Annotated in this window: 25 protein-coding genes and 2 pseudogenes; 10 read left to right on the top strand and 17 right to left on the bottom strand. The window is 60.7% G+C overall.

The window, feature by feature from the left end; genetic code table 11:
* Position 1: 1 nt before the first annotated feature.
* On the bottom strand, positions 2-1,045 hold the full coding sequence (locus Q1M04_RS11415; protein WP_300345763.1) for an aldose epimerase family protein: 1,044 nt from the start codon (positions 1,043-1,045) through the stop codon (positions 2-4).
* 148 nt (positions 1,046-1,193) lie between these two features.
* Here Q1M04_RS11415 and Q1M04_RS11410 point away from each other — a divergent pair, with 148 nt between their 5' ends.
* Both Q1M04_RS11410 and Q1M04_RS11405 read left to right on the top strand, forming a co-directional pair.
* On the top strand, positions 1,194-2,315 hold the full coding sequence (locus Q1M04_RS11410) for a D-alanyl-D-alanine carboxypeptidase family protein (RefSeq protein ID WP_295754764.1): 1,122 nt from the start codon (positions 1,194-1,196) through the stop codon (positions 2,313-2,315).
* Between the two features lie 346 nt (positions 2,316-2,661).
* Positions 2,662-3,690 (top strand): MmgE/PrpD family protein, encoded by a 1,029-nt coding sequence (locus Q1M04_RS11405; protein WP_300345765.1) that lies wholly within the window; start codon positions 2,662-2,664, stop codon positions 3,688-3,690.
* Between the two features lie 108 nt (positions 3,691-3,798).
* Here the strand turns inward: Q1M04_RS11405 and Q1M04_RS11400 are convergent, their stop codons facing one another.
* Complete coding sequence (locus tag Q1M04_RS11400) at positions 3,799-3,930, bottom strand: hypothetical protein (protein ID WP_300345767.1); 132 nt, start codon at positions 3,928-3,930, stop codon at positions 3,799-3,801.
* Positions 3,931-4,273: 343 nt separating this feature from the next.
* Between Q1M04_RS11400 and Q1M04_RS11395 the strand changes: the two genes are divergently transcribed.
* Positions 4,274-4,888 (top strand): hypothetical protein, encoded by a 615-nt coding sequence (locus tag Q1M04_RS11395; protein ID WP_300345769.1) that lies wholly within the window; start codon positions 4,274-4,276, stop codon positions 4,886-4,888.
* Here Q1M04_RS11395 and Q1M04_RS11390 read toward each other — a convergent pair.
* Positions 4,852-5,220 carry a transposase gene (locus Q1M04_RS11390; protein WP_300345771.1) on the bottom strand — a complete coding sequence of 123 codons (369 nt, stop codon included), beginning with the start codon at positions 5,218-5,220 and terminating at the stop codon, positions 4,852-4,854. The two genes, Q1M04_RS11395 and Q1M04_RS11390, sit on opposite strands and share 37 nt — an antisense overlap.
* A 13-nt stretch (positions 5,221-5,233) precedes the next feature.
* Here Q1M04_RS11390 and Q1M04_RS11385 point away from each other — a divergent pair, with 13 nt between their 5' ends.
* The 4 genes from Q1M04_RS11385 (at position 5,234) to Q1M04_RS11370 (ending at position 8,714) form a co-directional block, all read left to right on the top strand.
* A complete protein-coding gene (locus Q1M04_RS11385) occupies positions 5,234-5,830 on the top strand; it encodes a site-specific integrase (protein WP_300345823.1) in 597 nt (198 codons plus the stop codon).
* Positions 5,831-6,026: 196 nt separating this feature from the next.
* Positions 6,027-7,118: a redox-regulated ATPase YchF gene (gene ychF, locus Q1M04_RS11380; RefSeq protein WP_297999810.1), complete on the top strand. Its 1,092-nt coding sequence runs from the start codon at positions 6,027-6,029 to the stop codon at positions 7,116-7,118.
* A 149-nt stretch (positions 7,119-7,267) separates the two neighbouring features.
* Positions 7,268-7,801 (top strand): RNA polymerase sigma factor, encoded by a 534-nt coding sequence (locus Q1M04_RS11375; RefSeq protein WP_293280705.1) that lies wholly within the window; start codon positions 7,268-7,270, stop codon positions 7,799-7,801.
* Complete coding sequence (locus Q1M04_RS11370; protein WP_297999808.1) at positions 7,743-8,714, top strand: hypothetical protein; 972 nt, start codon at positions 7,743-7,745, stop codon at positions 8,712-8,714. The genes Q1M04_RS11375 and Q1M04_RS11370 overlap by 59 nt, the downstream gene beginning before the upstream one ends.
* 42 nt (positions 8,715-8,756) lie before the next feature.
* On the opposite strand, the gene Q1M04_RS11365 is transcribed toward Q1M04_RS11370, so the two are convergent.
* From Q1M04_RS11365 to galE, 11 genes are all read right to left on the bottom strand, one after another.
* Positions 8,757-9,176 (bottom strand): rhodanese-like domain-containing protein, encoded by a 420-nt coding sequence (locus Q1M04_RS11365; RefSeq protein ID WP_204789492.1) that lies wholly within the window; start codon positions 9,174-9,176, stop codon positions 8,757-8,759.
* 126 nt (positions 9,177-9,302) lie between these two features.
* Positions 9,303-10,481 carry an ABC transporter ATP-binding protein gene (ugpC, locus tag Q1M04_RS11360; protein WP_293280711.1) on the bottom strand — a complete coding sequence of 393 codons (1,179 nt, stop codon included), beginning with the start codon at positions 10,479-10,481 and terminating at the stop codon, positions 9,303-9,305.
* Positions 10,482-10,706: 225 nt separating this feature from the next.
* Positions 10,707-11,840 carry an N-acetylglucosamine-6-phosphate deacetylase gene (gene nagA, locus Q1M04_RS11355; RefSeq protein WP_297999804.1) on the bottom strand — a complete coding sequence of 378 codons (1,134 nt, stop codon included), beginning with the start codon at positions 11,838-11,840 and terminating at the stop codon, positions 10,707-10,709.
* The gene (gene nagB / locus Q1M04_RS11350; RefSeq protein WP_297999802.1) at positions 11,831-12,583 is read right to left on the bottom strand and encodes a glucosamine-6-phosphate deaminase; all 753 of its coding nucleotides are present in this window, start codon (positions 12,581-12,583) and stop codon (positions 11,831-11,833) included. Before nagB ends, nagA begins: the two co-directional genes overlap by 10 nt.
* Before the next feature lie 141 nt (positions 12,584-12,724).
* Positions 12,725-13,588 (bottom strand): carbohydrate ABC transporter permease, encoded by an 864-nt coding sequence (locus Q1M04_RS11345; protein ID WP_295755687.1) that lies wholly within the window; start codon positions 13,586-13,588, stop codon positions 12,725-12,727.
* The gene (locus tag Q1M04_RS11340; protein WP_300345775.1) at positions 13,585-14,541 is read right to left on the bottom strand and encodes a carbohydrate ABC transporter permease; all 957 of its coding nucleotides are present in this window, start codon (positions 14,539-14,541) and stop codon (positions 13,585-13,587) included. Before Q1M04_RS11340 ends, Q1M04_RS11345 begins: the two co-directional genes overlap by 4 nt.
* A gap of 161 nt (positions 14,542-14,702) precedes the next feature.
* Positions 14,703-16,034 (bottom strand): ABC transporter substrate-binding protein, encoded by a 1,332-nt coding sequence (locus tag Q1M04_RS11335; protein ID WP_293279723.1) that lies wholly within the window; start codon positions 16,032-16,034, stop codon positions 14,703-14,705.
* Between the two features lie 185 nt (positions 16,035-16,219).
* Complete coding sequence (locus Q1M04_RS11330; protein ID WP_293279724.1) at positions 16,220-17,083, bottom strand: PocR ligand-binding domain-containing protein; 864 nt, start codon at positions 17,081-17,083, stop codon at positions 16,220-16,222.
* Positions 17,080-18,192, bottom strand: a complete 1,113-nt coding sequence (locus Q1M04_RS11325) for a phosphotransferase enzyme family protein (RefSeq protein ID WP_297999732.1) — start codon at positions 18,190-18,192, stop codon at positions 17,080-17,082. Before Q1M04_RS11325 ends, Q1M04_RS11330 begins: the two co-directional genes overlap by 4 nt.
* A 1-nt stretch (position 18,193) precedes the next feature.
* Entirely contained in the window at positions 18,194-19,114 is a 921-nt protein-coding gene (locus tag Q1M04_RS11320; RefSeq protein WP_297999734.1) for a sugar phosphate nucleotidyltransferase, read from the bottom strand.
* Positions 19,115-19,136: 22 nt separating this feature from the next.
* On the bottom strand, positions 19,137-20,156 hold the full coding sequence (gene galE / locus Q1M04_RS11315; protein ID WP_297999735.1) for a UDP-glucose 4-epimerase GalE: 1,020 nt from the start codon (positions 20,154-20,156) through the stop codon (positions 19,137-19,139).
* A 265-nt stretch (positions 20,157-20,421) separates the two neighbouring features.
* On the opposite strand from galE, the gene Q1M04_RS11310 reads away from it, so the two are divergent.
* On the top strand, positions 20,422-21,690 hold the full coding sequence (locus Q1M04_RS11310) for a replication-associated recombination protein A (protein ID WP_295755698.1): 1,269 nt from the start codon (positions 20,422-20,424) through the stop codon (positions 21,688-21,690).
* On the opposite strand, the gene Q1M04_RS11305 is transcribed toward Q1M04_RS11310, so the two are convergent.
* Entirely contained in the window at positions 21,671-22,603 is a 933-nt protein-coding gene (locus tag Q1M04_RS11305; RefSeq protein ID WP_297999737.1) for a S1 RNA-binding domain-containing protein, read from the bottom strand. The two genes, Q1M04_RS11310 and Q1M04_RS11305, sit on opposite strands and share 20 nt — an antisense overlap.
* Positions 22,604-22,671: 68 nt before the next feature.
* Here Q1M04_RS11305 and Q1M04_RS11300 point away from each other — a divergent pair, with 68 nt between their 5' ends.
* A complete protein-coding gene (locus Q1M04_RS11300) occupies positions 22,672-22,863 on the top strand; it encodes a DUF951 domain-containing protein (protein WP_293279730.1) in 192 nt (63 codons plus the stop codon).
* A 290-nt stretch (positions 22,864-23,153) separates the two neighbouring features.
* Here the strand turns inward: Q1M04_RS11300 and Q1M04_RS16180 are convergent.
* Both Q1M04_RS16180 and Q1M04_RS11290 read right to left on the bottom strand, forming a co-directional pair.
* Positions 23,154-23,240, bottom strand: a pseudogene (locus Q1M04_RS16180) (DUF4368 domain-containing protein); the annotation flags it as partial.
* A 296-nt stretch (positions 23,241-23,536) separates the two neighbouring features.
* Complete coding sequence (locus Q1M04_RS11290) at positions 23,537-24,343, bottom strand: hypothetical protein (protein WP_300447848.1); 807 nt, start codon at positions 24,341-24,343, stop codon at positions 23,537-23,539.
* Between the two features lie 318 nt (positions 24,344-24,661).
* Between Q1M04_RS11290 and Q1M04_RS11285 the strand changes: the two are divergent.
* Positions 24,662-25,061: pseudogene (locus Q1M04_RS11285) on the top strand (collagen-like protein); the annotation flags it as partial.

Below are 25,061 nucleotides of genomic sequence, written 5' to 3'. Positions count from 1 at the left end.
TTTATTTTTGGGGGAAGCGGAACACCGTGGTGTGGTGGAAGGCCTCTCCCGCCCGGAGGACGCAGGAGGGGAAGTTGTCATGGTTGGGGGAGTCGGGATAGAACTGGGTTTCCAGGCAGAAGCCCCAGCGGCCCCCGTAGGGTGCGCCGCCCTTCCCGGCGGGACAGCCGTCCAGATAGTTCCCCGTGTAGAACTGCACGCCGGGGAGGGTGGAGAGAACCTCCATGGAGACGCCGGTGGCGGGGGAAGAGGCCCGGGCAATGGGCCGGAGAGCGCCCGATTCGCCAACCGGAATCCAGTTGTGGTCATAGCCCCCGGCCTGGAGCAGCTGGGGGAACGCCTCATCAATGCGGGCCCCGATGGGGGTGGGCTGACGCAGGTCCATGGGGGTGCCCTCCACAGAGGCGATCTCCCCGGTGGGAATGGACAAGGAGTCCGTGGGGGTGTAGCGGTCCGCCAGGATCTGGATAGACTGGTCCAGCACCGGGCCGCTGTCGTGGCCGGAGAGGTTGAAATAGGCGTGGTTCGTCAGGTTGCAGACAGTATCCCGGTCGGACTCCGCCCGGTAGTCGATGGTCAAGCCCTCTTCCGTCAGGGTGTAGGCCGCTTGGGCCTTGAGAGTTCCGGGGTAGCCCTCTTCCCCGTCGGGGCTGAGCAGGGAGAGGACAAGGCGGTTGTCCTCCGCTTCTTCCACAGTCCAAACCCGTTGGTTGAAGCCCACCTGGCCGCCGTGAAGGTGGTTGACCTCATGGTCATTGGCGGCCAGCTGATAGGTTTGGCCGTTCAGCGAAAATTTCGCCCCGCCGATGCGGTTGGCATACCGGCCCACCAGGGCCCCCAGGGACTTGCCGTGGGTCCGGTAGGGCTCCAGCGCGTCGAAGCCCAGGAGGACGTCCACCGGCCTGCCCGATCGATCCGGGACACGGAGGGACTGGAGAGAGCCGCCGAAGGTGATGATTTGGCAGGAGAGCGCCCCGGCGGCCAGTGTATACAGCTCTACGGGCGTACCGTCCGGCATCGTGCCGAAGGGAATGGGAACAGACATGGGAATACCCTCTTTCCAATTTAAATTAGCAGAATCAGCATAGCATATTTTTCCGCCCCGGTCAAAGGGTTTTGTCCCAGGACAACGCATGAATGCCCTCTTTGCCTCATAGGCTTAACCGACGAGTACAAGCAAAAGGGGGAGCATCATGAAAAGAGGAATCGCGCTGCTGTGCGCCGCGCTGCTGCTGACCACCGGCGCCCGGGCGGTGGAGGTGTCCGCGCCGTCGGCCATTTTGATGGAGAAGGAGACGGGGACCGTCCTCTTCGCCAAGGACGAGCACAAGCAGCTGGAGCCCGCCAGCGTCACCAAGGTGATGACGCTGCTTTTGACCATGGAGGCCGTGGACAGCGGACAGCTGAAGTACGACGACATGGTGACGGCCTCCGCCCACGCCTGCTCCATGGGCGGGTCCCAGATCTGGCTGAAGGAGAACGAGCAGCTCAGCGTCAGCGACATGCTGAAGGCGGTCTGCGTGGTTTCCGCCAACGACTGCGCCGTGGCCCTGGCGGAAACCGTGGCGGGCAGCGAGGACGCCTTTGTGGAGCGGATGAACCGGCGGGCGGCGGAGCTGGGGATGCGGGACACCACCTTTCAAAACGCCACGGGCCTTCCGGCGGCGGGCCACGTCACCTCCGCCTACGACATCGCCCTGATGAGCCGGGAGCTGATTTTGAACCACCCGGACATCCGCCAGTACACCACCATCTGGATGGACACCCTGCGGAACGGGGAGTCCCAGCTGGTGAACACCAACCGCCTGGTGCGGTTCTACGAGGGGGCCACGGGGCTGAAAACCGGCTCCACCGACAGCGCCCTCTACTGCCTCTCCGCCACGGCGGAGCGGGAGGGCATGGAGCTCATTGCCGTCATCATGAAGGGGGCCACCTCCGCCCAGCGGTTCGAGGACGCCCAGGCCCTGCTGAGCCACGGCTTTGCCAGCTACGCCCTGCGGAAGATTGTCCCGGACCAGGCCCTGCCCCCCGTCCCGGTGGAGCTGGGGGCCCAGGCCACGGTCCAGCCGGTGCCCGGCGAGGGGGGCACGCTGCTTCTGGAGAAGGCCAAGGCCGGAAACCTCACCCAGTCCGTGGCGCTGGAGGAGTCCGTCCCCGCCCCCGTGGCCCTGGGGGACCGGCTGGGGACTTTGACGGTGAGCTCCGGGGAGGAGACCGTGGCGGAAATCCCCCTGCTGGCGGGGGAGGAGGTGCCCCGGGTGACCTACGGCCAGATGTTCCTGCGCCTCCTGCGGACGGCGTGCCTGGCGGGGTGAGCCTATAGAGATAGAACGCAAGACCGATTCAACGGGAAGGAAGGGTGTGTGCGGGGAACCCAGGAAGGGTTCCCTGCACCATTTGGATCAAACGTTTTTCAGCAAGCTGAAAAACTTGTCACAGAATGGAGCTGTTGACAAAGTGCCCCCAAAGCGCTCGAAATATGGTATAATCAGAGCAGGGGGGCGAGGAAATGCAGTTAAAATATTATTTCCGAGCTCAAAGCTCGGAAATAATGAATTTGATTCAAGCCGCTTTGCTCGCTGCTGTAAACAGCGGCAACCGCAAAACATGGCACATATTACTTCCGACCTTTCAGTTCGGAAGTAATACCAGCGCATTGCCGTGGTGGTGCAGCCTGACGCAAAGCGCTGGGAGAAGGGCTGGGGCGTGACCAGCTGGCAGATTTTCGCTGCGATCCTTCCCATCGCCGTCTTGTACGGCTTTGACGCCCGCAGGGTCGACCAGGCCATCGGCATGGGGTGTGAGAGCAGCACCCTGCCGACCCGTTATCATCTGACCACCATGTCCGACTTCGGCCACTATGAGTACGGCTACCGGGCCCGGGACGGCTTTATGGTGGCAAAGGCCGTGGACAAAGGCATCCGCAACTGCCGGGATGCGCTGGACGAGTCCCGTTGCTATCGGGGGATAATCTGCGGAAACGACGCCGCCAACGGAGACGGAGACGTGATCGTCAGCGGAGACGAGTCCGCTCCCACCTGGTTCACCAGGGAACTGGGCAGCCGCTATTTCCTGACGGAAACGGTGCTGCGGCGTTGGCCTGCGGTACTGTGGGCGCAGGCTCCCGCAGAGGCGGCGGCCCGGATTGTCCAAGAGCACGCCGTCTGCCTGGAGGAGATTGACGAAATCACGGTTTCTCCTGTGACGGAGGGCTTTACGCACGCGCCGGAGAACGGATACGGCTCCATGCTGCAGGCGCAGACGTCTATTCCCTTCGTGGTTGCCTCCGCGTTGCGGGGCCTGGCCCCGGGTGCGGGGTGGTACTCCGAGGATGGGCGGAGGGATCCCCTGACCACCGCCCTGGCGAAGAAGGTCAAAGCGCTTGAGACCATGACGGAGTGCAACGCCTATGCGGCCTTCCGGGAGGGGACCCTCCCCGCAGTCACGGTGAGCGTCAAGCTGCGAAACGGCGAGCGTCGGGAGGCGTCCGCATCCCTGACAGCGGGGACCGCCGCACCCTTGGAAGATGCGGCCCGGCAGTTCCGGACGCAGACGGCGGGCGTTCTTTCGCCGGAAAAGGCGGAAGAGATCATCGAGGCTGTCCTGCGTTTGGAGGACTTTGCCAGTGTGGCGGCGCTTTCGGACAGGCTATTTGTGAAGGCAAAACCTCCGGCTAAGCCGGAGGCTTGAGCAAGCTCTAGAAGGGCCTGATATTGGCGGGCGTCTCAAGAGACGCATCGAATATCTTTTGCCTGCATCTTGCGCCTTGCCGCCCGTAAACGGACAACGTATCTTCTGTCAAAAGTCTTTCCCATCCAGGTGTTGGAGCAGCACCAGCTTGAATAGTACCACCGGGCCGATGCTCCACCGCCCTTTATCCTCGATGTACAGCGGCTCCGCGATACCATAATACAGCCGTTCAAAACGCACCGCCGCATCCATACCTGCCGAAACAGATGCTCCGTCGGCACAAGACTTTCCGTATCCACCATTTCTATGACCCCGCGCTCGTTTTTCCCTCGCTCCAACATATCTCTCTCCCATTATTCCCTATTTTATCATCTTTATATGAAAAAGTCTGCCTTGTGGCAGACTTTTTCGACAGACTGAGCCGGACAGTGGATACTGTCCGGCTGTTAATAAATTATAGAATCCACCATTAGCAAAAAAATTGTAATCTAGAGACAGTTCCTATTGAGATATATGGACTTTTATGATAAAATAAAGCCATTGCATTGGCTCTTTTTCTCGTAGTAGGAAAGGAGCGCACCTCATGGGAAAGAACTTAAAAGGGAAAGAATGCGGTAAGGGCATCTGCCAAAGGAAGGATGGTTTTTATTACGCAAGATTCATAGACAAGTATGGTAAGCGCCACGAGAAGTATGTTCCTACGCTTCCAGAGGCACGGAACTGGTTGGAGGAAGCTCGATTTGCAGATACGCGTGACAACATTCTTGTTCTATCATCGGATATGACTGTGGACACATGGTTTGAGTTTCGGCAAGAGAACATGATCGCAGACTTGGTACCGAATACTCGTAGAAACTACCGGGAGCGGTATGTTCACAATATTCAGCCTGTGATTGGTGGTATGTTGCTGTCAAACGTCAAACCCATGCACTGCAAGGTCGTCCTCAACAGGATGGAAGCAGATTATGCTGGATCGACAATTCGTCAAGCATATATTACGATGGGGACCATGTTCAAATCAGCATTGATGAATGACCTGATTATTAAACATCCTATGAATGGGGTTCGTTACTTTAAGCCTGTTCGAACAGTGGATGATATCAAGTATCTTACTGTGGAAGAGCAGGGGAAATTCTTGGAAACCGCACAAAGGTCACATAACTATGCGCAGTACGCACTGATATTAAGGAAGCACTGATTAAAGCAGGTAAAAGCCAGGCAAACAGACGAGGGATGCTCCACCTTGCAGCGTACGGCAGATTTTCGGTTTTCAATATACCGCTCCCAGTCAATGGCATTGTCTGAAACCCTGGGGAACCGACCCGGCCTGCGGTTGAAGCGGTATTCAATGGCAAAAAGCTGCGGATTGCTTTTGATTTCTTCCCGTTTCTCTATCCCAAGGCAGGCACTGTCCCCGCAGACCGCCTTATCATCTTCCCGCAGAAGCCTTGCCGCTGCAGTGACATCGTGAACATTGGCGGCGGTGGCCTCCACTGTGTGGACAAAGCCGCTCCCGGCATCTTTTATCATTTCGGGGGATTAAATCAGCGTTTCCTTAGAAACGGGTTTGCGCACTGGTGAAGTAATCGGGTTGACATGGGATGCGATTGATTGGGAAAAACGAACCTTGACTGTCAATAAGACTTTAGAGTATCGGCATAAGCAAGCCTTTTGGAGGGCTGATCCACCCAAAACCCAGCAAAGTTATCGAACGATCCCTTTGACTAACCGAGCATATGAGATACTCCAGAGCGTAGAGTTAAGTCGGGCCTACCGAAAAGAATCTCCAATGCTCTCGCAAACCCTGGAGTATATCGACCGGCGAACGGGTGTCAAATCTCAGCTTATTATGCGGGATCTGGGCTTCATCAATTTCCGAACGGGGATGCCGAACAAGAACAGCTCCTACGATGCCCACCTGTATAAGCTTTGTGATGAGGCGGGAATCAAGCGATTTTGTATGCACGCGCTTCGCCATACCTATGCAACTCGGGCGATTGAGAGCGGTATGCAGTCGAAGGTTTTGCAGAAACTGCTCGGCCATGCCAGCATTAAAACGACGATGGACCGCTATGTCCATGTGACTGACGATTCTATGGCAAATGCAGTGAGGCAATTTGAATCTTACCAAAGTGCCTGAATCGGATGGTGTGGTGGGGTGTAATGCAAATCAGACCCCAAAGAGCTGCCGCTGCGAACTTAGCGACAAAGAGTGGCCGAATGGCCATAACTCTATATATCTAAGCGTATCTAAATGCGAAAATGGTGTATAAATGGTGTGGCAGACATCATTCAAACGCCGGAAACCCTTGAAAAATCAGGAGGTAGGGAGAAAAATGAAATTAGGAATCGTGGGGCTTCCCAACGTTGGAAAGTCCACTCTGTTCAACGCCATCACCAACGCCGGCGCGGAAAGCGCCAATTATCCCTTCTGCACCATCGACCCCAACGTGGGCATGGTGGCCGTCCCCGACGAGCGGCTGGACAAGCTGGCGGAGATGTACGAACCGGACAAGAAGACCCCGGCGGTCATTGAATTTGTGGACATCGCGGGATTGGTGAAGGGCGCCAGCAAGGGCGAGGGCCTGGGGAACAAGTTCCTGGCCAATATCCGGGAGACGGACGCGGTGGTCCATGTGGTCCGCTGCTTTGACGATGAAAACGTCATTCATGTGGAGGGCTCCACGGACCCCAGGCGGGACATCGACATCATCAACATGGAGCTGGTCATGGCGGACCTGGAGATGGTCCAGCGCCGGGTGGAGAAGGCAACAAAGGCCCTGAAGGGGGACAAGAAATTCGCCCACGAGGTGGAGCTGTTCACCGCCCTCCAAAAGCACCTGGACGAGGGGAAGCTTGCCCGGACCTTCGACTGTGACGCGGACGCCGCCGCGCTGCTGCGGACCAGCGAGCTGCTGACCCTCAAGCCCGTGATCTACGCCGCCAACACCGATGAGGACGGCTTTTCCCGCCTGGAGCAGAACCAGTATTATCAGCAGGTTTGTGAGATTGCCGCTGCCGAGGGCAGCCAGGTCCTGCCCATCTGCGCCAAGCTGGAGCAGGACGTGGCGGAGCTGGAGGGCGAGGAGAAGCAGATGTTCCTGGCGGAGATCGGCGTGGAGGAGTCCGGCCTGGACCGGCTGATCAAATGCTCCTACACACTGCTGGGCCTCATCTCCTTCCTGACTTACGGGAAGGACGAGTGCCGGGCCTGGACCGTCAAAAAGGGCACCAAGGCCCCCCAGGCCGCGGGGAAGATCCACTCCGACATCGAGCGGGGTTTCATCCGGGCGGAGGTTATCGCCTACAGCGACATGGAGGCCTGCGGCAGCGTGGCCGCCGCCAGGGAAAAGGGCCTGCTCCGCAGCGAGGGCAAGGAGTACGTGGTTCAGGACGGCGATATGATTTACTTCCGGTTCAACGTATAAGGCGGAAATACGGAGAGAGAAAACGGGCGGACGCAAAGCGTCCGCCCGTTTTAAAGGGAAAAATTTTTTCATCGGAGTGAACAGAAGGGCCTCCCCAAACGTGTTATGAGTGAAAGGCGCTTTTCAGACCAAGGAAAGGAGGCATTGCCTTGACGGAGCAGGAATTGAGCAATGCCATGAAAACCTATGGCGACACGGTGTACCGCCTGGCCCTGTGCCGGCTGCAAAACGCCGCCGACGCGGAGGACGTTTATCAGGACGTCTTCCTCCGCCTGCTGGAACAGCGGGCCGGCGGCTGGGACGGCGAACGGACAAAAGCCTGGCTGATTCGGGCGGCGCTGAACCGCTGTGCCGACCTGGGGCGGGCCCGCCGGAGAAGGGGAGGCGTGATATCCCTGGACGAGGTGCCGGACATGGCCCGGCCTGTGGACCAGGAGGCGGCGGAGCTGTGGGACGCGGTAGGGCGTCTGCCGGAGAAGCTGCGGACGGCGGTCCACCTCTTCTACGGCGAGGGCTATGAGAGCGGTGAGATTGGGGCCCTGCTGGGCGTCCCGGCGGCCACGGTGCGCAGCCGCCTCCGCCGGGCCAGGGCGGAGCTGAAGGACTTATTGGGAGGTTTTGATGATGGAAAATCGCTATCGGAAGTTGACGGAACGTATCCATACGCCCGCCGGGCTGAATGACCAGGTGCTTTTCGAGGCACGCCGCCGGACGGCGGAAGCGGCTCCCTGCCGGGAACGGCAAGGCTGGGGACGCCCTCGGACAAAAACGGCGTTTACAGCCGCTGCGGCGCCGAGGAATTGGACGCGGGTCCTCCTGCGGACGGCGGTCTGCGCCGTCTGCGCCCTGGCTCTGGTGCTGGGAGGCTTCTCCCTCCGGCCCGTGCCTACAGCGGCGCCCGGGACCCCCGGAAGCACCGGGCGGGAGGAGGCGCCTCCGGCCCAAATCCTGGTGCCCACCTTCGGCCTGACGGCCTATGCCGCGGGAACCGATACGACCTACGGTCCTGCGCCGGACGGCAGCATCGCGTTCTCGGTGGGCGAGGGCTGCACCACACCGGAATTCGGCGACTTTACCGGCTGTCTCTTCCAGGTTACCGGGGAGAATATTGCCAAGGTATCCCTTTCTATTGACCGGGGTGGATTGTACCGCTACCAAATCCGGGAGAACCTGACAGACGAGCAGCTGGCGGAGTACCGGCAAGCCATGGCGGAGGGACGGATTGCCCCCGCCGCCATCAGCCAGCGGGACGACGGGGTCTGGTATATGCCGGAAATGACCGCGTTGGGAACCGGCGTGGAGGAGGATTACGACCCCGATGCCCGATATGGCTTCTGGGTGTCTCCGGAGGAGATGGCTCCTACCGGCCTGGGCATCAGCATCGAGGCCCAGATGGACGCGGACTTCTTCGACGGCGGGCTGCTGACGGTGACGGTAACTTCCGGCGATGGAACGGAAAAAACGCAGACTTACCGGCTCCACACCGGAGAGCTGAAGGTGGAGTGGACCGGGGACGGGGATATGACCGTCCTGCCGGAGCTGGCGGGGCCGGACGATCTCTTTGTTTACGGCATCTACGCCGTACCGGAGGACTGAACCCGAAAGAAGAGCCGCGCCCTCCGGCGCGGCTCTTCTTAGTCAATCGGTGGTGGTTTCATAGGGCCAGTTCACAATGCCGCCAAGGTCGGCCACGTTGGTATAGCCCATGTGCTTCAGCTTCTCCGCCGCCTCGGCGCTGCGGCGGCCGGAGCGGCAGTAGACCAGGATTTCCGCGTCCTTCTCAAAGGGGAGCGGGAATTCCGGCAGGATGTCCTCATTGGGAAAGCACGCCGCGCCGGGAATGTGGCCCCCGTCGTACTCCTCCTGGGTCCGCACGTCCAGCAAAATGGCGTCCGGATTGGCTTCCAGCCGCTCCTTGGCCTCTTCGCCGCTGATGACGTTCCGGGATGTTCCGGCGTCCTGGGAAGCGGGAGCGGAGCGGTCCATCCGGGCGGAGAAGAATTTCAGAATGGCCATGCCGAAACAGATGACGGCGGCCAGAAGAAAAAGCTCTTTCATAGAGCGCCTCCTGTTGGTAAGATTTTTGGGACAAGCATTAGTTTACAGGAAGCCGGGGAAAAAATCAATCTTTTTGCAAAAAGCCGGTACGGAAAATCCGTACCGGCTTTCTAAAAACAAAGGCGCTTAGAATTCCAGGTTCTTGCCCTCGCTGTCGAAGAGATGGCAGACGCTGCCGTCGAAGCTGAGGTGGATGGCGGTGCCGGGAGCGAAGCTGACGCTGGAGAGGTCCAGGGTGGGCACGATGACCACTACGTCCCGTCCCTCGGCGTTGGCGTGGAGGTGGACTTCGCTGCCCATCATCTCGGACACGTCCACCGTGGCCGTCAGGGTGTTGGCCCCGTCGCCCAGGGTGATGTGGCTGGGCCGCACGCCCAGGGTGATGGCCTGGGAGCCCACGTTCTTGGCCGCCAGGGCCTTCTGCTTCGTGTCGGAGAGATCCACCTTGATGCCGCCCACGGAGACGCTGTATTTGCCGTCTTCCTTCAAGAGCTTGGCGTCGAAGAAGTTCATCTGCGGCGTGCCGATGAATCCGGCCACGAAGAGGTTCGCGGGATGGTCGAAGACCTCCTGCGGCGTGCCGATCTGCTGAATCCAGCCGTCCTTCATGATGACAATCCGGTCGCCCAGGGTCATGGCCTCGGTCTGGTCATGGGTGACGTACATAAAGGTGGTGTTGATTTTCTGCCGGAGCTTGATAATCTCGGCGCGCATCTGGTTGCGGAGCTTGGCGTCCAGGTTGGACAGGGGTTCGTCCATCAGCAGCACCTTGGGCTCCCGGACGATGGCGCGGCCGATGGCGACGCGCTGGCGCTGGCCGCCGGAGAGGGCCTTGGGCTTGCGGTCCAGGTACTGGGTGATGTCCAGGATCTCGGCGGCTTCCTTGACCCGCTTGTCGATCTCATCCTTGGGCACCTTGCGGAGCTTCAGGGGGAAGGCCATGTTCTCATACACCGTCATATGGGGATAGAGGGCGTAGCTCTGGAAGACCATGGCGATGTCCCGGTTCTTGGGCTCCACGTCGTTCATGAGCTGGCCGTCGATGTACAGCTCGCCCTCGGAAATCTCCTCCAGGCCGGCAACCATCCGCAGCGTGGTGGACTTTCCGCAGCCGGAGGGGCCGACCAGGACGATGAATTCCTTGTCCGCGATGTCCAGGTTGAACTCCTGCACCGCCACGACGCCCTTGTCCGTCACCTGGAGATTGACCTTCTTTTCAGGGTCCGCCGCCTTTTTCTTGGTTTTTTTCTGGTCGCCGCTGTGGGGGTAGATTTTCTTGATGCTCTTGAGGTTCAGAGTTGCCATAGCGTACTCACTTTGACGAAGCGGCCTCCGCCGTCTCCGCCTCGCCCCGGGAAGCGCGTTCCCGCGGGCATTACGGCAGGTCTCCACACTGCCGCACCGCAAGTGAAAGCGGGGGATTCCTCCTTTTTTGTTGGTGCCGGGGACGATGGAAATGGAGTCGCCGCCCGGCCCGTTGATTTTATGGAAAGGCGGGTATCCCGCCAAGTCCAACGTTGAGCCCGGAACTCAGGCTGTGACGGCCTGGCCCTTGAAGAGAATCTTGCGGATGGACAGGTCCTTTTGGTCCAGCAAGACGATGCTGGCCTCCTTGCCCGCGTCCAGGGTGCCCGTCCGGTCGTCGATGCCGATGGACTGGGCGGGATTGTAGGTGCAGGCCCGCACCGCGTCCGCCGCCGGAATGCCGAAGGCGATGGCCTGGCGCAGACAGCCCATGAGGCTGGTGACGGAGCCCGCCAGAGTTTCCGGGTGGTGCAGGATGGTGGCCCGGTTGCCGTGGACCTCGATCATCTGCCCACCGAAGGGATATTCGCCGTCGGGCATGCCCGTGGCCCGGAGGGAATCGGAGATGATGATCATCCGCTCTTTTCCAAACAGGCCAAAGGTGAGGCGCACCACCGCCGGGTGAATGTGGATGCCGTCGCAGATCAATTCCGGCATGACGGAGGGGACCTCATAGGCCGCGCCGATGACGCCGGGGTCCCGGTGAGCCAGGGGCGGCATGGCGTTATAGAGGTGGGTGGCATGGTCCGCCCCCGCCTCAAAGGCGGTTTTGGCCGTCTCGTAGTCCGCCACGGTGTGCCCCACGGAGACATGGACCCCCAGGTCCTTTGCCGCCTTGATAAATTCGACGGAGCCGGGCTGCTCGGGAGCCACGGTGACCAGCTTCACGCAGCCCTCCGCCGCCTCCTGGAGGCGCCCCAGCATGGGGACGTCGGGGTCGTGGAGGAACGCGCCGTTCTGCGCGCCCTTCTTGGCCATGCAGAGGAAGGGACCCTCCAGGTGCGCCCCCACCACCTCCGCGCCGCCGGAATTTTGCCTGCGGTGGGCGGCGGTGGTTTTGCAGATGGCGGTCAGCTGGTCCTCCGGCAGGGTCATGCCCGCCGGACAGATATAGGTCACGCCCTGGCTAAGCTCATAGTCCGCGATTTTTTGCAGCCCCTCGGAGGTGGCGTCGCTGAAATCCTCGCCCACCGCGCCGTGGAAATGCACGTCCACCAGGCCGGGGATGACGTAGCACCCGGAGGCGTCCAAAACATCCCCATCACCGCTGACATGGGAGATCAGGGCCCCGTCGGTGCAGAGATCCCGGGCGGTGAAGCCCTGTTCCAGGTCAAAGACCTGCCCGCCGGTTATCCGCATACGCTTACCCCGGCGGCTTTCAGCTTGCTTCCGGCGGCCTCGTCCACGACCACCGCCACGTTGGGATGGAGCTGGAGGATGGAGCCGGGGCAGTGGGGCGTGATAGCCCCGCAGATGGAGCCCAGGATGGCGTCGGCCTTCTCCGCTCCGCTGGCGGCCAGGAGAACCTTCTTGGCGCCCATGATGGCCCCGATGCCCATGCTGATGGCCTGTTTGGGCACGTCGTCCCGGGTGGCGAAGAAGCGGGCGTTGGCGTCGATGGTGCTTTCCGCCAGGTCCACCACATGGGTCTCCTTGACGAAGCAGTCGCCGGGCTCGTTGAAGCCGATGTGGCCGTTCCGGCCGATGCCCAGGAGCTGGAGGTCCACATAGCCCAGGGAGCGGATATACGCGTCGTACTCCGCGCAGAAGGCCGCGGGGTCCTTGGTCAACCCGTCGGGCACCCGGGTGTGCTCGGGGACGATGTCCACATGGTCGAAGAGGTTGCTCTGCATAAAATAGCGGTAGCTCTGGTCATGGGTGGGGGCCAGGCCCACGTACTCGTCCAGGTTGACGGAGAGCACGTCCTGGAAGCTCAGGCAGCCCTGCTTGTGCCAGTCCACCAGATACTTGTAGGCCCCCTCGGGGGTGGAGCCGGTGGCCAGGCCCAGCACACAGGCGGGGTTGTGGGTGATTTCCGCCGCGATGATCTGGGCCATCCGGCGGCTCATGGCGTCGTAGTCCTTCTCGATAAAGATTCTCATAATGGCATTTCTCCTTTCCAGTTTCAAAAACAAGGTTCTATAACGCAATTCTATGTTGCCGTCGCTTCGGCCAGGTGGATTGCCAGACTATCAGAGCGAGCGAAAGCTCTTTTTGGATACTTTTTCTCTCGAGAAAAAGTATCAGCCTTTTACGCCGCCGGAGGCGAGGCCGCTGACCAGGTTCTTCTCAATGCACATAAACAGGATGACCACGGGGATGATGGCGAAGATGGAAGCGGCGAACAGGTACTGCCACTCGATCATATTATACCCGTTAAAGGTATTGATACCCACCGTCAGGGGCTTATAGTCGTCGGTGGAGATGAGACACAGGGCTACCGTGTACTCGTTCCAGGCGTTGATGAAGATGAAGATCAGCGTGGTGACGATGCCGGGGGCCGCCACGGGGAGCAGCACCTTCATCATGGACTGGACACGGGTGCAGCCGTCGATGGTGGCGGCCTGTTCCATTTCCGCGGAGATGCCCATGAAGGTGCCCCGGAGCAGCCAGATGGTGAACGCCTGATTGAAAGCGGCGTTGATAAAGATGAGCCCCAAAATGTTGTCCGTCAGGCCCAGGCGCTGCATGACCTGATAGATGCCGATGAGCAGCACCACCGGGGCGAACATCTGGGAGACGATGACGAAGCCCAGGAAAGCGGTCTGTCCCTTGAACTTCATCCGGGCCAGGGCATAGGCCGCCGGGATGCCGCAGAGCATGGCGATGATGGTGGACCCGCCGGCGATGAGGACGGAGTTCAGCATGTACTTGGCCATGGGAGCCCGGCTCCAGATGTCGATGAAGTTGGACCACAGGGGCACGACGGGCAGGACGGTGCCGCCGGAGAAGATCTCCACCCGGTTTTTCAGGGCGGTGCACAGCATGGCAAAGTAGGGGTACAGGGTGATGACGCACACGTCCAGGACGACGAAGTAGAGCAGGACGCGCAGAATGGTTTTCTTTATGGAAACCGGCTTTTTCACGGTATTCACGGGCTGGCTCATAAATCGTCATCTCCTTTCCGCAGGGTGTAGATCATGTAGACGCTGGCGCAGACCAGCAGGATGAGAAAGCCGATAACCGAGACGGCGGAGGCCTCGCCCTGCTTGCCGTTGTAGAAGGCCAGCTTGTAGAGGTAGGTGACCAGGGTGTCCGTGTGGTTGGCCGGGTCGCCCTTGGTCATGGTCCAGATGATGGGGAAGGAGTTGAAGACGTAGATGATGTTCAGCACCGTGGCCACCGTCAAAGAGGACTTCACCAGGGGCAGGGTGATGCTGAAGAGCTTCTGGAAGTACCCGGCCCCGTCCACGGTGGCGGCCTCGTAATAGGACGCGTCGATGCTCTGGAGGCCGGAGAGCACGCAGAAGGTGACAAAGGGAATGGTGACGAAGATGCCGCAGGCGATCTCCCAGGCGAAGTAGGCTCCCGGGGTGGGCGTCCAGTTTACCGGGGCGCTGATGAGGCCGATTTTCATCAGCAGGGTGTTTAAGGTGCCGTAGTCCTTGTTGATGATGAAGTTCCAGGCGCTGGCCTGAATGACCAGCGTGGTGGCCCAGGGGAAGACCACGATGGCCCGGGCCACCTTCCGGCCCCGGAATTTATTGTTCAGCACCAGGGCCAGCATGAAGCCCAGCACGGTGGAAATCACCACCACAGCGATGGTCCAGACGATGGTGTTTTTCAGCACCAGGGCAAAGGCGGGGCTTTTGAGGACCTTGGTAAAGTTCTCAAAGTTGTTGTATCCCTTGACCAGACCCGCCCGGGTCACCTTGCTCATGGAGAGCTGGAAGACCTTGACAATGGGGGTTACGATGAAAATGGCCATCAGGATGATGCTGGGGGCAATCCAGATGTAGGGCTCGACCTTGCGGAAGAATTTTTTGCTTTTGGAGGAACGTGGGGCCTTCCTGGCCAGCTCCTGGGATGCCGCAGGGGCAGCAGGGGTCTTTGTACTCACGGGGACACCTCCCTATAGTCAGAATCAAAGCGTCTTCCGGCCGCTGTCAAAACCCGGCGGGGCCGCCGCGCTTTGAGAACGGCTGGAAGAAAACGGGGGCCGGGCCGTTCAGGCCCGGCCCCGCGGTGGCATGTCGGTGAACGGTGAAGCGATTGGAGGCGTCAGCCGGCAGCCTCGGCCTCAATCTCGGCCTGGAGCTCATCCAGCAGCTCCTGAACATTGCCGCCCATCAGAGCCTGCTGCTCCACATTGATGACGCCCTGCTTCACGTTGGCCCACTCGGCCTTGGCGGTGGGATAGAACTTGCAGGAGCCCACGATGTCCACCCAGGGGGCCATATCGGGGTCGGAAGCGGCCACGATCTCGCCGCCGGCGGAGGTGGCGGGCAGGAAGCCTTCCATCAGCACCCAGTCGGAATAGCGGGTGTCCTCATAGAAGAAGTCGAAGAACTCCTTGATGGCCTCGAGCTTTTCGTCGGAATGGCCGTTGTCGAAGCACATGAACCGGTCCATGACGCCGGCGGAGACGGAGGCGTTGCCGCCGTTGGTGGGGATGGCCGCAAAGGCAAAGTCAATCTGCTCTTCCTCGGGGGTATTGGCCTTGGCATAGTTGTCGGCGATGTAGGTGGGAATGGAGTTGGGGCCGATGACCATGGCCAGCTTGCCCGCGCCGAACAGATCCTGCAGGGCATAGCGGGTCTCGGTGGCGGGGTCGGAGTTGGTGTAGCCGTCCTTGACCAGGCTGATGGCGTATTCAATCGCTTCCACATTGGCGTCGGCGTTCAGGGTCCAGTTTCCGGAGGCGTCGGTGAAGTCGCTTCCGTTGTTCCAGATGTAGTAGGCGAAAGCGGCCTGGCCTTCGTCGGTGGTCATGTCGATGCCCCAGGGATAGATGCTGGAGTCATAGGCCTTAATCTTGGCGCAGACGTCCTTCAGCTCGTCCCAGGTGGTGGGAACTTCCGCGCCGGCGGCTTCCAGGATGCCCTTGTTGTAGTACATGGCGCGGGCGGAGGCCAGGTCGGGGATGGCCCAGATGGTGCCGTCGATGTTGGACTGCTCCAGGAAGGCGTCATAGAACTTGGCATAGGTCTCGTCGGAGACGTAGTCCTGCGCGGGGAGGAGCAGGTCGTCGGCCACGTAGTCGGCGAAGACATCGATGTTCAGGATGTCCGGGGCGTCATTGTTGGAGATCCGGGTGTTGACCACGGTGTAGATGTCGTTCCAGGAGACGACCTCCACATTCAGGTTGATCCCGTCGTGGCTTCCGTTGAAGTCGTTCTGGAAGCCGGCCCACCATTCCTTGGTGTTCTGGCCGTATTCGGCGGCGATGACGCTGATGTCAATTTTGTCTCCGGAGCCGGCGGGCGGAGTCTGGGCGTCGGTGCTGCCGGTGTCGGCGGGCGGGGGCGTGGTCTCGCCGCCCTTGTCGCCGCCGCAGGCGGCCAGGGACAGGACCATCACAAGAGCAAGCAAAGTGGCAAGAAACTTTTTCATCGTCATTCTCCTCTTTACAATTTTTATGTGCGGAATACACATGTGAGGGATGCGATATGAAAAATTCACAAACGCCGCCCTCATACTCTTATTATACTTGTAGAATTTGTAAATAATAGGGGGCTCCGTACAGTTTGTAGAAAAATCGTACGAACCACGAAAGTTCGTACGATTTCCGTAAACGATTAACTAAAATTGGAAGCGGCCGCCGCGTCCCGGCAGCTCTTGCGGAAAGCGCTGGGAGTCATGCCGGTGGCGGAGCGGAAAACCTTGGAAAAGTAGTTGTAGTCGCTGATTCCCACCTTTTCCCCCACGGCGGAAATGGGCATGCTGCTCTGGAGCAGCAGACGCTTAGCGGCCTCGATCCTCCGCCGGGTAATCAGGTAGGAGAGGGTCCGCCCCCCGGAGAGCTCCTTGGCCAGGGAGCAGAGCTTGGTCCGGCCGATGTGGAGCTGCTGGGAGATGGATTCCAGGGAGAGCTTGTCCATATAGTGCTGCTCCAGATACAGCTCCAGCTTTTGGAGATCCGTCTGCTCCGCCGTTAAAATCATGCCCTTGAGCTGGATATAGGCGGACAGGGCCTCCAGGGTTTCGGTGTAGGCCTGGATTTCCGCCTTGGAGTACCGGCGGAACTGGAAGAAGGCGTCCTTCAAAGCGTCGGGGCCGTCGGGCCACCAGTCCAGCAGGGAGCGGGTGTATTCCCACTGCTCCTCCATGGGGGAATCATCCAGATAGCAGCCCACGGCAAGGTAGGCCACGGGGTTCTGCTTGCTGTAAAGGGGCATGACGGCCTCGCAGATGCCCGCGTGGCAGCGGTAGTGCTGAAAGCCGCTCTCCGCCTGATAATGCTGAATTTTGCAGCGGTCGCAGGCGACGCAGCGCTCGTGGCCCTCGGGCAGGTCGTTGATGGCCCGGCAGAAGGGGGGATGGCCCCGGAAGAGGTTGATGTCCCGGCCCGACAGGTCCAGAATGTTGGCGGGCACGCCGGTGAGGATGTTGAGGTTGGCGATCAGCTTGCGCAGACGCTCCTCGTCAAAGAGTATGTTCATTTCCGGTATTGTTTTACAATGGCCTCCAGCTCGGCCCAGCGGGACTCCATGTCCGCCACCAGCTTGAACTGGGTGCGGCAGCGGTCCAGGTTCTGGGCCTCCCGGCTGATGTGGAAGTAATGGTCGCCGTCGATGTAGTCCGTGAGGAAGCGGATGCCGCATTCCAGGGTCATGAGCTTGGCGCCCCAGGGGAGGTACTCGATTTCCTCGTTGGTGAGGGAGCCCCCGGCGCCCTCCAGAAAGGCGGCGGTGTAGGCGGAGAAGAGCTCCACGTCCAGATTGACCTTGGAGAGGTCTCGCTCGTCCTCGGCGCTGTGGTTGGCGCCGAAGCGGATGGAGTCGCCGAAGTCGTAAATCACCAGGCCCGGCATGACGGTGTCCAGGTCGATGATGCACACGCCCTCGTGGGTTTCTTCATCCATGAGGACGTTGTTCAGCTTTGTGTCGTTGTGGGTGACCCGGAGGGGGAGCGTTCCCTCCCGCATGGCGTTCAGGGCCACGGAGCAGTCCGCCTCCCGGTCCAGCACAAATTGAATCTCCGGCCCGCAGTCCTTGGCCCGGCCCAGGGGGTCCGCCGCCAGAGCGGCCTTGAACTTTTGAAGCCGGTCCTCGGTGTTGTGGAAGTTGGGGATGGTCTCGTGGAGGGTCTGCGCCGGATAATCCCCCAGCAGCCGCTGGAAGCGGCCGAAGGCCCGGCCGGAGGCGGCGAACAGCTCCTCCGATTCCGCCGACTGGTAGCAGATGGTGCGCTCCACGAAGGGGTAAACCCTCCAGGCCCCTCCGGCGCTGTCGGTGAAGAAGGACTCGCCATTCCGGGGGCGGAGGACCTCCATGGCCTCCCGGCTCCGGTCGCCGCCGTGCTTCGCGATTTCGCGGCCCAGATACTCGGTGACGCCGATGATGTTCTCCATCAGCTCGTCGGGATGCTTGAAGGCGGCGGCGCTCATTCGCTGGAGGATGAAGCGGCGGCAGCAGCGGTCCTCCGGCTGGGTGTGGACCACGAAGGTGTCGTTGATATGCCCCTGGCCGTACCGCAGGGCGCCCACCACGGGGGCCCCGAAGTCAAAGGCGGCCAGGACTTCCTGCAATCTCTCTTCCGCGGCGTTCATCTTAACCCTCCCAAAGCCGGTCGGGGTAGAGACCGGATGCTGTCTTTTCGGCGATGGCGCTCACCACGGTGGGCTTATCCTCCCGGTAGGTGACGCCGTACCACTTGTCCTCGCTGCGCAGGACCTTGACCCGGGCCTTGCCCTCGTCGATGAGCTGGCTGACCACGGTGGGCAGGAAGTACTCCGCCTTGGCGGGGTTCTCCGCCAGGGCCTTGTCTAAGAAGGCGGGGAAGCGCGCCCAGGCCTCGTCCAGGAAGCTGCGGGTGAAGCCCCACATGTTCATGGAGACGATGGTGTCTTCGGGCAGCTCCGTCCAGGTCTGCCCGTCGTCCTCGGTATAGCGGGGGGGCTCGCCTTTTTCAATCTTGGTCCGCTCGGTGACACGGGTGAGGAAGTTGTCCGCCGTCTCCTCGCACACGCCCCGGGCCACGGTGCCGTTTTCCGTGACGGTATTTTTCAAAAGGTATCCCACCATCACGTACTCATAGACGTCTCCGTCGGCGTGGGCGGAGAGGTAGCCGTAAATCTCCCGGAAGGCCTCGGGTCCATAGTAGTCGTCGGCGTTGATGACGGCGAAGGGGCCGTCCACCACGTTCCGGGCGGCCAGGGCGGCGTGGGCGGTGCCCCAGGGCTTCCGGCGCTCCTCCGGAACGCAGTAGCCCTCCGGCAGGTCCTCCTTGAGCTGGTAGGCGTAGCGGACGTCCATGGACTTGGATACCCGGTCGCCGATGCAGCGCTTGAAGTCCTCTTCGATCTCGGGCTTGATGACGAAGACCACCGTCTCAAAGCCCGCCCGGCGGGCGTCGTAGATGGAGTAGTCGATGATAAGCTGGCCGTGGTTCCCCACAGGGTCCAGCTGCTTGAGGCCGCCGTACCGGCTGCCCATGCCGGCGGCCATGATGACCAGGACAGGCTTGTTCATTTCCTCTCTCCCTTTCTCTCCCTTATCCCTTGTAACCGTTGGGGTTCATGGACTGCCACTTCCAGGAGGAGGCGCACATCTCCTCAATGCCCAGCTCCGCGGTCCAGCCCAGCTCATCCCTGGCCTTTTTGGGGTCGGCGTAGCACTGGGCGATGTCCCCGGGGCGGCGGGGGTCCATGACGTGGGGCAGCTCATGGCCGCAGGCCTTTTCATAGGCGTGGAGCACATCCAGCACGCTGTAGCCGTTGCCGGTGCCCAGGTTGCAGACGAAGAGGCCGCAGTTCCGCTCCAGCTTTTTCAGCGCCGCCACATGGCCCTTGGCCAGGTCGACGACGTGGATATAATCCCGCACGCCGGTGCCGTCGGGGGTGTCGTAGTCGTTTCCGTAGACATGGACCTTCTCCAGCTGGCCCACGGCGACTTTGGCGATATAGGGCACCAGGTTGTTGGGGATGCCGTTGGGGTCCTCGCCGATGAGGCCGCTCTCATGGGCTCCAATGGGGTTGAAATAGCGGAGCAGGGCCACATTCAGGGTGGGGTCCGCGGCGCAGATGTCCATGAGCATCTTCTCCTGGAAGAGCTTGCTGGTGCCGTAGGGGTTCGTTGTGCCGCCGGTGGGGAAGTCCTCCCGGATGGGCACGGAGGCGGGGTCGCCGTAGACCGTGGCGGAGGAGGAGAAGACGAAGTTCTTTACCCCGTGCTTCCGCATGGCCTGGAGGAGGTAGAGCGTGCTGATAAGATTATTGGAATAGTACTCCAGGGGCTTGGCGACGCTCTCGCCCACGGCCTTGAGCCCGGCGAAGTGGATCACGGAGTCAATGCCGGGATTCTGGGCAAAGAGGGCCTCCGCCTGCTCCAGATCGCACAGCTCCGCCTTGATGAAGGGGATCTTCTTTCCCACAATCTGCTCCACCCGCCGGATGGCCTCCTCGCTGGAGTTGTAGAGATTGTCCGCCACGATGATGTCATAGCCCGCCTGGACGAGCTCCACGCAGGTGTGGCTGCCGATGTAGCCCGCGCCGCCGCAAACAAGAATGGACATAAAAAGCCGCTCCTTTCAAGTTATAAAAATTGACCGCTTTGGTGAAATATTTTCGAGAATCATTACGCTTATTGTAGGCCCATTGGATGGAAATGGGAAGAGACGATAGTCCCAATTATTAGAAATATCGTCCGATTTATGCGTTTATTATACTAAAGATATGGGGGCTTGTCCAGGGGAAAACAATTTTTTCCGCTACGTCTGGAAACTTTGGCTTGGGTGTGGTATAATCCCTTCCCATAAGACGAGAAAAGGAGGGACCGCCATGCAGCGCCCCCTGGCGGATGAGATCCGCCCCAAAACCTTGGACGAAGTGGTGGGCCAGCGGCACCTCCTGGCCCCCGGCGCGGTGCTCCGCCGCCTGATCGAGAGCGGGACCGAGGCCAACATGGTCTTTTACGGCCCCTCCGGCACCGGGAAAACCACCATCGCCAACATCGTGGCCGAACGGACCCACAAGGCCCTCTACCGCCTCAACGCCACCACCGCCTCCCTCCAGGACGTGAAGGACATCATCGCCGACGTGGGGACCCTGCTGGCCCCCGGCGGGGTGCTTCTCTACCTGGACGAGATTCAATATTTTAATAAGAAGCAGCAGCAGAGCCTGCTGGAGTTTATGGAGAACGGCAAGCTGACTCTGATTGCCTCCACCACGGAGAACCCCTATTTTTATGTCTACGGGGCCCTTCTCAGCCGGAGCACGGTTTTCGAGTTCAAGGCCGTGCCGCCGGAGGAGGCGGAGCCCGCCGTCCTCCGGGCGCTGGAGATTGAGAAGGAGCGCTCGCCCCTTCCCCTGGAGTGGGAGGAGGGTTTGCCCCTGCAAATCGCCACCGCCTGCGGCGGGGACGTGCGGAAGGCCGTCAACGCCGTGGAGCTTCTCAGCCACGCGGCCCAGCCGAAAAAGGGAACGCTCTTTCTCTCGAAAGAGGATGCCGCCCAGGTGGCCCAGCGCAGCGCCATGCGCTATGACAAGGGAGGCGACGCCATGTATGACATCGCCTCCGCGCTGATGAAATCGCTTCGCGGCAGCGACCCGGACGCGGCCCTCCACTACCTGGCCCGCTTCCTGGAGGCGGGGGATCTGGTGACGCCCTGCCGCCGCCTGCTCTGCTCCGCCAGCGAGGATGTGGGCATGGCCTATCCCCAGGCCGTGGCCATTGTGAAGGCCTGTGTGGACACGGCGATGCAGCTGGGCCTGCCGGAGGCGCAGCTTCCCCTGGCCCAGGCCGCCGTTCTGCTGGCCACCGCCCCGAAATCCAACAGCGTGGTGGAGGGCATCGGGAAGGCCCGGGCGGACGTCCGGGCGGGCCGCACCGGGGACGTGCCCCGGCAGCTCCAGAACGTCCACGCCGACACCACCGGCTTTGATAACCAGCAGCACTACCTCTACCCCCACAATTTCCCCGGCCACTGGGTGGACCAGCAGTATCTCCCCGACGCTTTGAAGGGCGTGAAGTACTACGAATGGGGAGAGAACAAGACGGAACAGGCGGCCAAGGCCTATTGGGAAAAGCTCAAGGGGAAGGAGCTGTGAACACCGTTTCCACCACCGGCTTTTCATAGTTCGGCGGGGAGTAAACCCAGCGGTCCAGCTTCCCGTCTGTGATCTGGTACTGCATGGGCTCCGGCGGGGCGGGGGGCAGCTTCTCAATGACCTGGAGCTTGATTTTCATCCGCTCCGGCCGGATACTCTTGATGTACACGCTGACCCCGTCTCCGGGGGAAAGGCGCTCCTTGGCGTCCGCCAGGCCGGAGAGGTTGGGGGCCAGCTCGATGAAGCTGCCGTAGTCCTTCACTGTCCGCACCACGCCCCGCACCGTCTCCCCGGGGCGGAAGCGGCTGGCGTTGTCCATCCAGGTGCCCAGCAGCTCCCGGTGGGTGAGGGTGATGCGCCGGGCTTCCCGGTCCAGGGACCATACCGCCGTCAGGATTTTCTGTCCCTTCTGAAAGCGCTCCCTGGGATGGGAGATGCGGGAGACGGAAATATGTTCGATGGGCAGCATGGCGACAATGCCGCAGCCCACGTCCACAAAGGCCCCGAAGCTCTCCAGCCGGGTCACCCGGCCCGTGAGGACGGCCCCGGGTTCCAACCGCTCCAGGAAATAGGCCATGGCCCGCTCCTGGGCCGCCCGGCGGGAGAGGAGCGCCACAGGAGCCCCCTTTCCGTCGGATTCCAGGGCCGTGACGGTGAAGCAGGTGGGCTTTCCCACCCGGGAGAGGACGGCGATGTCCCGGTCCGCGCCGCTGATCCAGGGGGCCACGGCCTCCTCCCGGGGGATGCGGCCCTGGACGCCGCCCAGGTTCAAAAGCAGAGTGTGGTCCACGCCGCAGCGCTGGACGGGAGCTTCCAGAATGTCCCCGGTTTCCAGGGCCTCCCGCAGATGGTCGAGGGCGAGGGGGACGGGAGGGCGGAGGCCCTCCGGCAGGTACAGTTTATTTTCCGGCATGATATCGCATCCTTATCGTTGATAAATCAATATATGCGGAAAACCGAAATGGTTGACAGGAGGACAAGATGGACCTGCATCTTCATGATCTGGTGGAATTGAAAAAGCCCCACCCTTGCGGGAGCGTCCAATGGGAGATCCTGCGGGTGGGCATGGATATTAAGCTCCGCTGCCGGGGCTGCGGCCATGAGCTGATGCTCCCCCGGAGCAAGGCGGAAAAGAGCATCCGCAAAGTACTGACAAAGGAGGAATCCACATGAACGGCAAGCTGAAGCGGGTCATCGCGCTGACCCTGGCGGTGGTGCTGGTGGTGGCCCTGCTGGCCTCGATGATCCTGCCTTACATCGGATAAACGCCCGCGGGCGCAAAAAAGGGCTGTCAAAAGGGAACCCTGATTAAGAAGTTTTCCCGGCGGGAGACCACCGCATGATGCAAGATCGTCATGCAGTGGTCTCTTTCCTGTACTTAACTTGCTGTACTCTGGGGACAAATCAATCTCCCCAATGAAGGCGTAGTGCACATCGATCCGCTGTACCCAGTGTCCGCTGGACTTGTCCGGGGTGTGAACGACCACCTTCTCAACAAACTCCCGCAGGATTGCCAGGGTCAGATCGATGGGTTTGGTGTACTTCTTCACGATTTTCAGAAAGCCCTGGACATTGACAGCCTGGGTTCCGGCGGCATTTACAATAGCCCGGCGGTTTTCAACGGACTGTTTCAAGTCCGTCTGCTCCTGCTCGTATCGCTGGGATACTTTCGCAAACCGGGCATAGGTTTGCTCTTTTCAAGAGCGGGAGACCAGAAGCAACAAATCATCCAAATGTGAACAATCCCCACCGTCTTTTTGCAAACAGACAGTGAGGATCGTTTGTAGCCGGCTGCAAAGACCGTCCGAAATTCCGGTTTTTAGATGAAAAACTGAGCAGCGGATCACTATTCCGCCACAAGTTCCATTATATCCAGTACGGCCCGTTCCACACATACCGGTGCTTTGGCGTCCAGAACCAGGGACAGTTCTGCGGAGCATCTATTGTTTCGGGATGGGCGCAGCACAGAGGCATAATGCAAAGTCTGCTGAGAACACCCAACAGAAAAGCAGAGTGGCAGCGGGTCCGTAAAGGCCAAACAGGGTGACTGCCTGAGAAGGATCGCCCCCTCGACCGGCGTAGTGACGCAGATGTTCATCGTGTACTGAACCACATAGGTTTTCTCGGGGCTGAGCTGGATTTGAGCGGGAGTGTGTCCGTCCCAGCCGATACTATTTCCGGAGCAGCATCGCAGTTTCCAAGGCAGGCGGCAGCCCGGATTCCACAGCATCCGCTCCTGCTGGCTGACCAGCTGGACAGCGCTTTTCTCACAGTGTGGTACCGGACAGGGCGCAGGACACGGCGGCGGAGAGCAGGGAGCAGGAGGCGGATCCTGCTTGCAGTCCGGCGTCGAAGGGCGCGGGCAGAACTCCAGCACCTGGGCCAGTTTATTTTTCAAAAGGATCTGAGTTTGCGTCACCGCCTCAACCAGGGCGGTGACACTTTTGTTGACAGCCAGCACATCCTGAGGACAGGTACAGGTACAGGAACTTGTGCCTGGCAGAGTCCCAAGAATGTATTGCAGCTTCTCACCCTCAGCGTTGAGGATATGGCTCAGGGCAAGCTCTTCCATGGCGATGGATGCGATGATCATGGTCAGAGCTTCCTCTCGGGTCAGATCCGCCCCATTGGGTGGAAAGGATGGCATAGACATGTTCAAAACTCCAAAATTCGTCCCAGCGGAGGCCGGGATCAAGATGTGCGGCAGGGGACCATGCCGCTGTTTTACACTATGCCGGTTGGGGCCGTCCGGTGCGGCAGGAACCCTCCCGCTGGCGGAGGCATAGACTATCCAGGCGCATATTTACGGTGCGCCTGTCAATTTGAAAGGAGATTCTCAATTATGTCTCTGCCCGGCTTCCCAACGGTTGACCCGCCTATTGGGCGGGAAGACGCGGTTAATCAAATTCTTTCCTCCATTGCCATGGAGGAGCTCGGACTGAGCCATATCCTCAACGCTGAGGGCGAGAAGTTGCAATATATTCTGGGGACCCTGCCTGGTCTCAGCGGCCCGCCCGCCACGGTCAGCGATGTGCTGGCCGCGAATGAAAGCGTCCGCAGTATGCTGGAGACCGCAGTGCAGAACCAGCTCTTTCTGAAAGCGAAGATGCAGGAGGCGCTGACGGCCTCTCCCATGCAGGGCCCCACTGGAGCCACCGGCCCCACCGGAGCCACCGGCCCTGCCGGGGGACCTACTGGCGCGACCGGGGCTACGGGCGCGACTGGGCCCACCGGGGCCACTGGCGCGACCGGACCCACTGGGGCTGACGGCATAGCCGGCGCGGTTGGGGCCACTGGAGCCACCGGCCCCACCGGACCTACCGGGGCCACCGGAGCCGCCGGCGCGGTTGGCGCCACAGGCGCTACGGGCG

It is taken from the genome of uncultured Oscillibacter sp. (assembly GCF_950073225.1).
Taxonomy (GTDB): domain Bacteria; phylum Bacillota; class Clostridia; order Oscillospirales; family Oscillospiraceae; genus Oscillibacter.
This window is presented reverse-complemented; position numbering and strand designations above follow the sequence as displayed.

Coding starts and splice junctions, on each gene's coding strand:
- Q1M04_RS11310 (WP_295755698.1), top strand. CDS start 20,422: ATGCAGCGCCCCCTGGCGGATGAGATCCGCCCCAAAACCTTGGACGAA.
- Q1M04_RS11320 (WP_297999734.1), bottom strand. CDS start 19,114: ATGAACAAGCCTGTCCTGGTCATCATGGCCGCCGGCATGGGCAGCCGG.
- Q1M04_RS11365 (WP_204789492.1), bottom strand. CDS start 9,176: ATGAAAGAGCTTTTTCTTCTGGCCGCCGTCATCTGTTTCGGCATGGCC.
- Q1M04_RS11330 (WP_293279724.1), bottom strand. CDS start 17,083: ATGAACATACTCTTTGACGAGGAGCGTCTGCGCAAGCTGATCGCCAAC.
- Q1M04_RS11370 (WP_297999808.1), top strand. CDS start 7,743: ATGGAAAATCGCTATCGGAAGTTGACGGAACGTATCCATACGCCCGCC.
- ychF (WP_297999810.1), top strand. CDS start 6,027: ATGAAATTAGGAATCGTGGGGCTTCCCAACGTTGGAAAGTCCACTCTG.
- nagA (WP_297999804.1), bottom strand. CDS start 11,840: ATGCGGATAACCGGCGGGCAGGTCTTTGACCTGGAACAGGGCTTCACC.
- ugpC (WP_293280711.1), bottom strand. CDS start 10,481: ATGGCAACTCTGAACCTCAAGAGCATCAAGAAAATCTACCCCCACAGC.
- Q1M04_RS11305 (WP_297999737.1), bottom strand. CDS start 22,603: ATGCCGGAAAATAAACTGTACCTGCCGGAGGGCCTCCGCCCTCCCGTC.
- Q1M04_RS11410 (WP_295754764.1), top strand. CDS start 1,194: ATGAAAAGAGGAATCGCGCTGCTGTGCGCCGCGCTGCTGCTGACCACC.
- Q1M04_RS11325 (WP_297999732.1), bottom strand. CDS start 18,192: ATGAACGCCGCGGAAGAGAGATTGCAGGAAGTCCTGGCCGCCTTTGAC.
- nagB (WP_297999802.1), bottom strand. CDS start 12,583: ATGAGAATCTTTATCGAGAAGGACTACGACGCCATGAGCCGCCGGATG.
- Q1M04_RS11290 (WP_300447848.1), bottom strand. CDS start 24,343: ATGTCTATGCCATCCTTTCCACCCAATGGGGCGGATCTGACCCGAGAG.
- Q1M04_RS11345 (WP_295755687.1), bottom strand. CDS start 13,588: ATGAGCCAGCCCGTGAATACCGTGAAAAAGCCGGTTTCCATAAAGAAA.
- Q1M04_RS11390 (WP_300345771.1), bottom strand. CDS start 5,220: ATGATAAAAGATGCCGGGAGCGGCTTTGTCCACACAGTGGAGGCCACC.
- Q1M04_RS11335 (WP_293279723.1), bottom strand. CDS start 16,034: ATGAAAAAGTTTCTTGCCACTTTGCTTGCTCTTGTGATGGTCCTGTCC.
- Q1M04_RS11415 (WP_300345763.1), bottom strand. CDS start 1,045: ATGTCTGTTCCCATTCCCTTCGGCACGATGCCGGACGGTACGCCCGTA.
- Q1M04_RS11300 (WP_293279730.1), top strand. CDS start 22,672: ATGGACCTGCATCTTCATGATCTGGTGGAATTGAAAAAGCCCCACCCT.
- galE (WP_297999735.1), bottom strand. CDS start 20,156: ATGTCCATTCTTGTTTGCGGCGGCGCGGGCTACATCGGCAGCCACACC.
- Q1M04_RS11395 (WP_300345769.1), top strand. CDS start 4,274: ATGGGAAAGAACTTAAAAGGGAAAGAATGCGGTAAGGGCATCTGCCAA.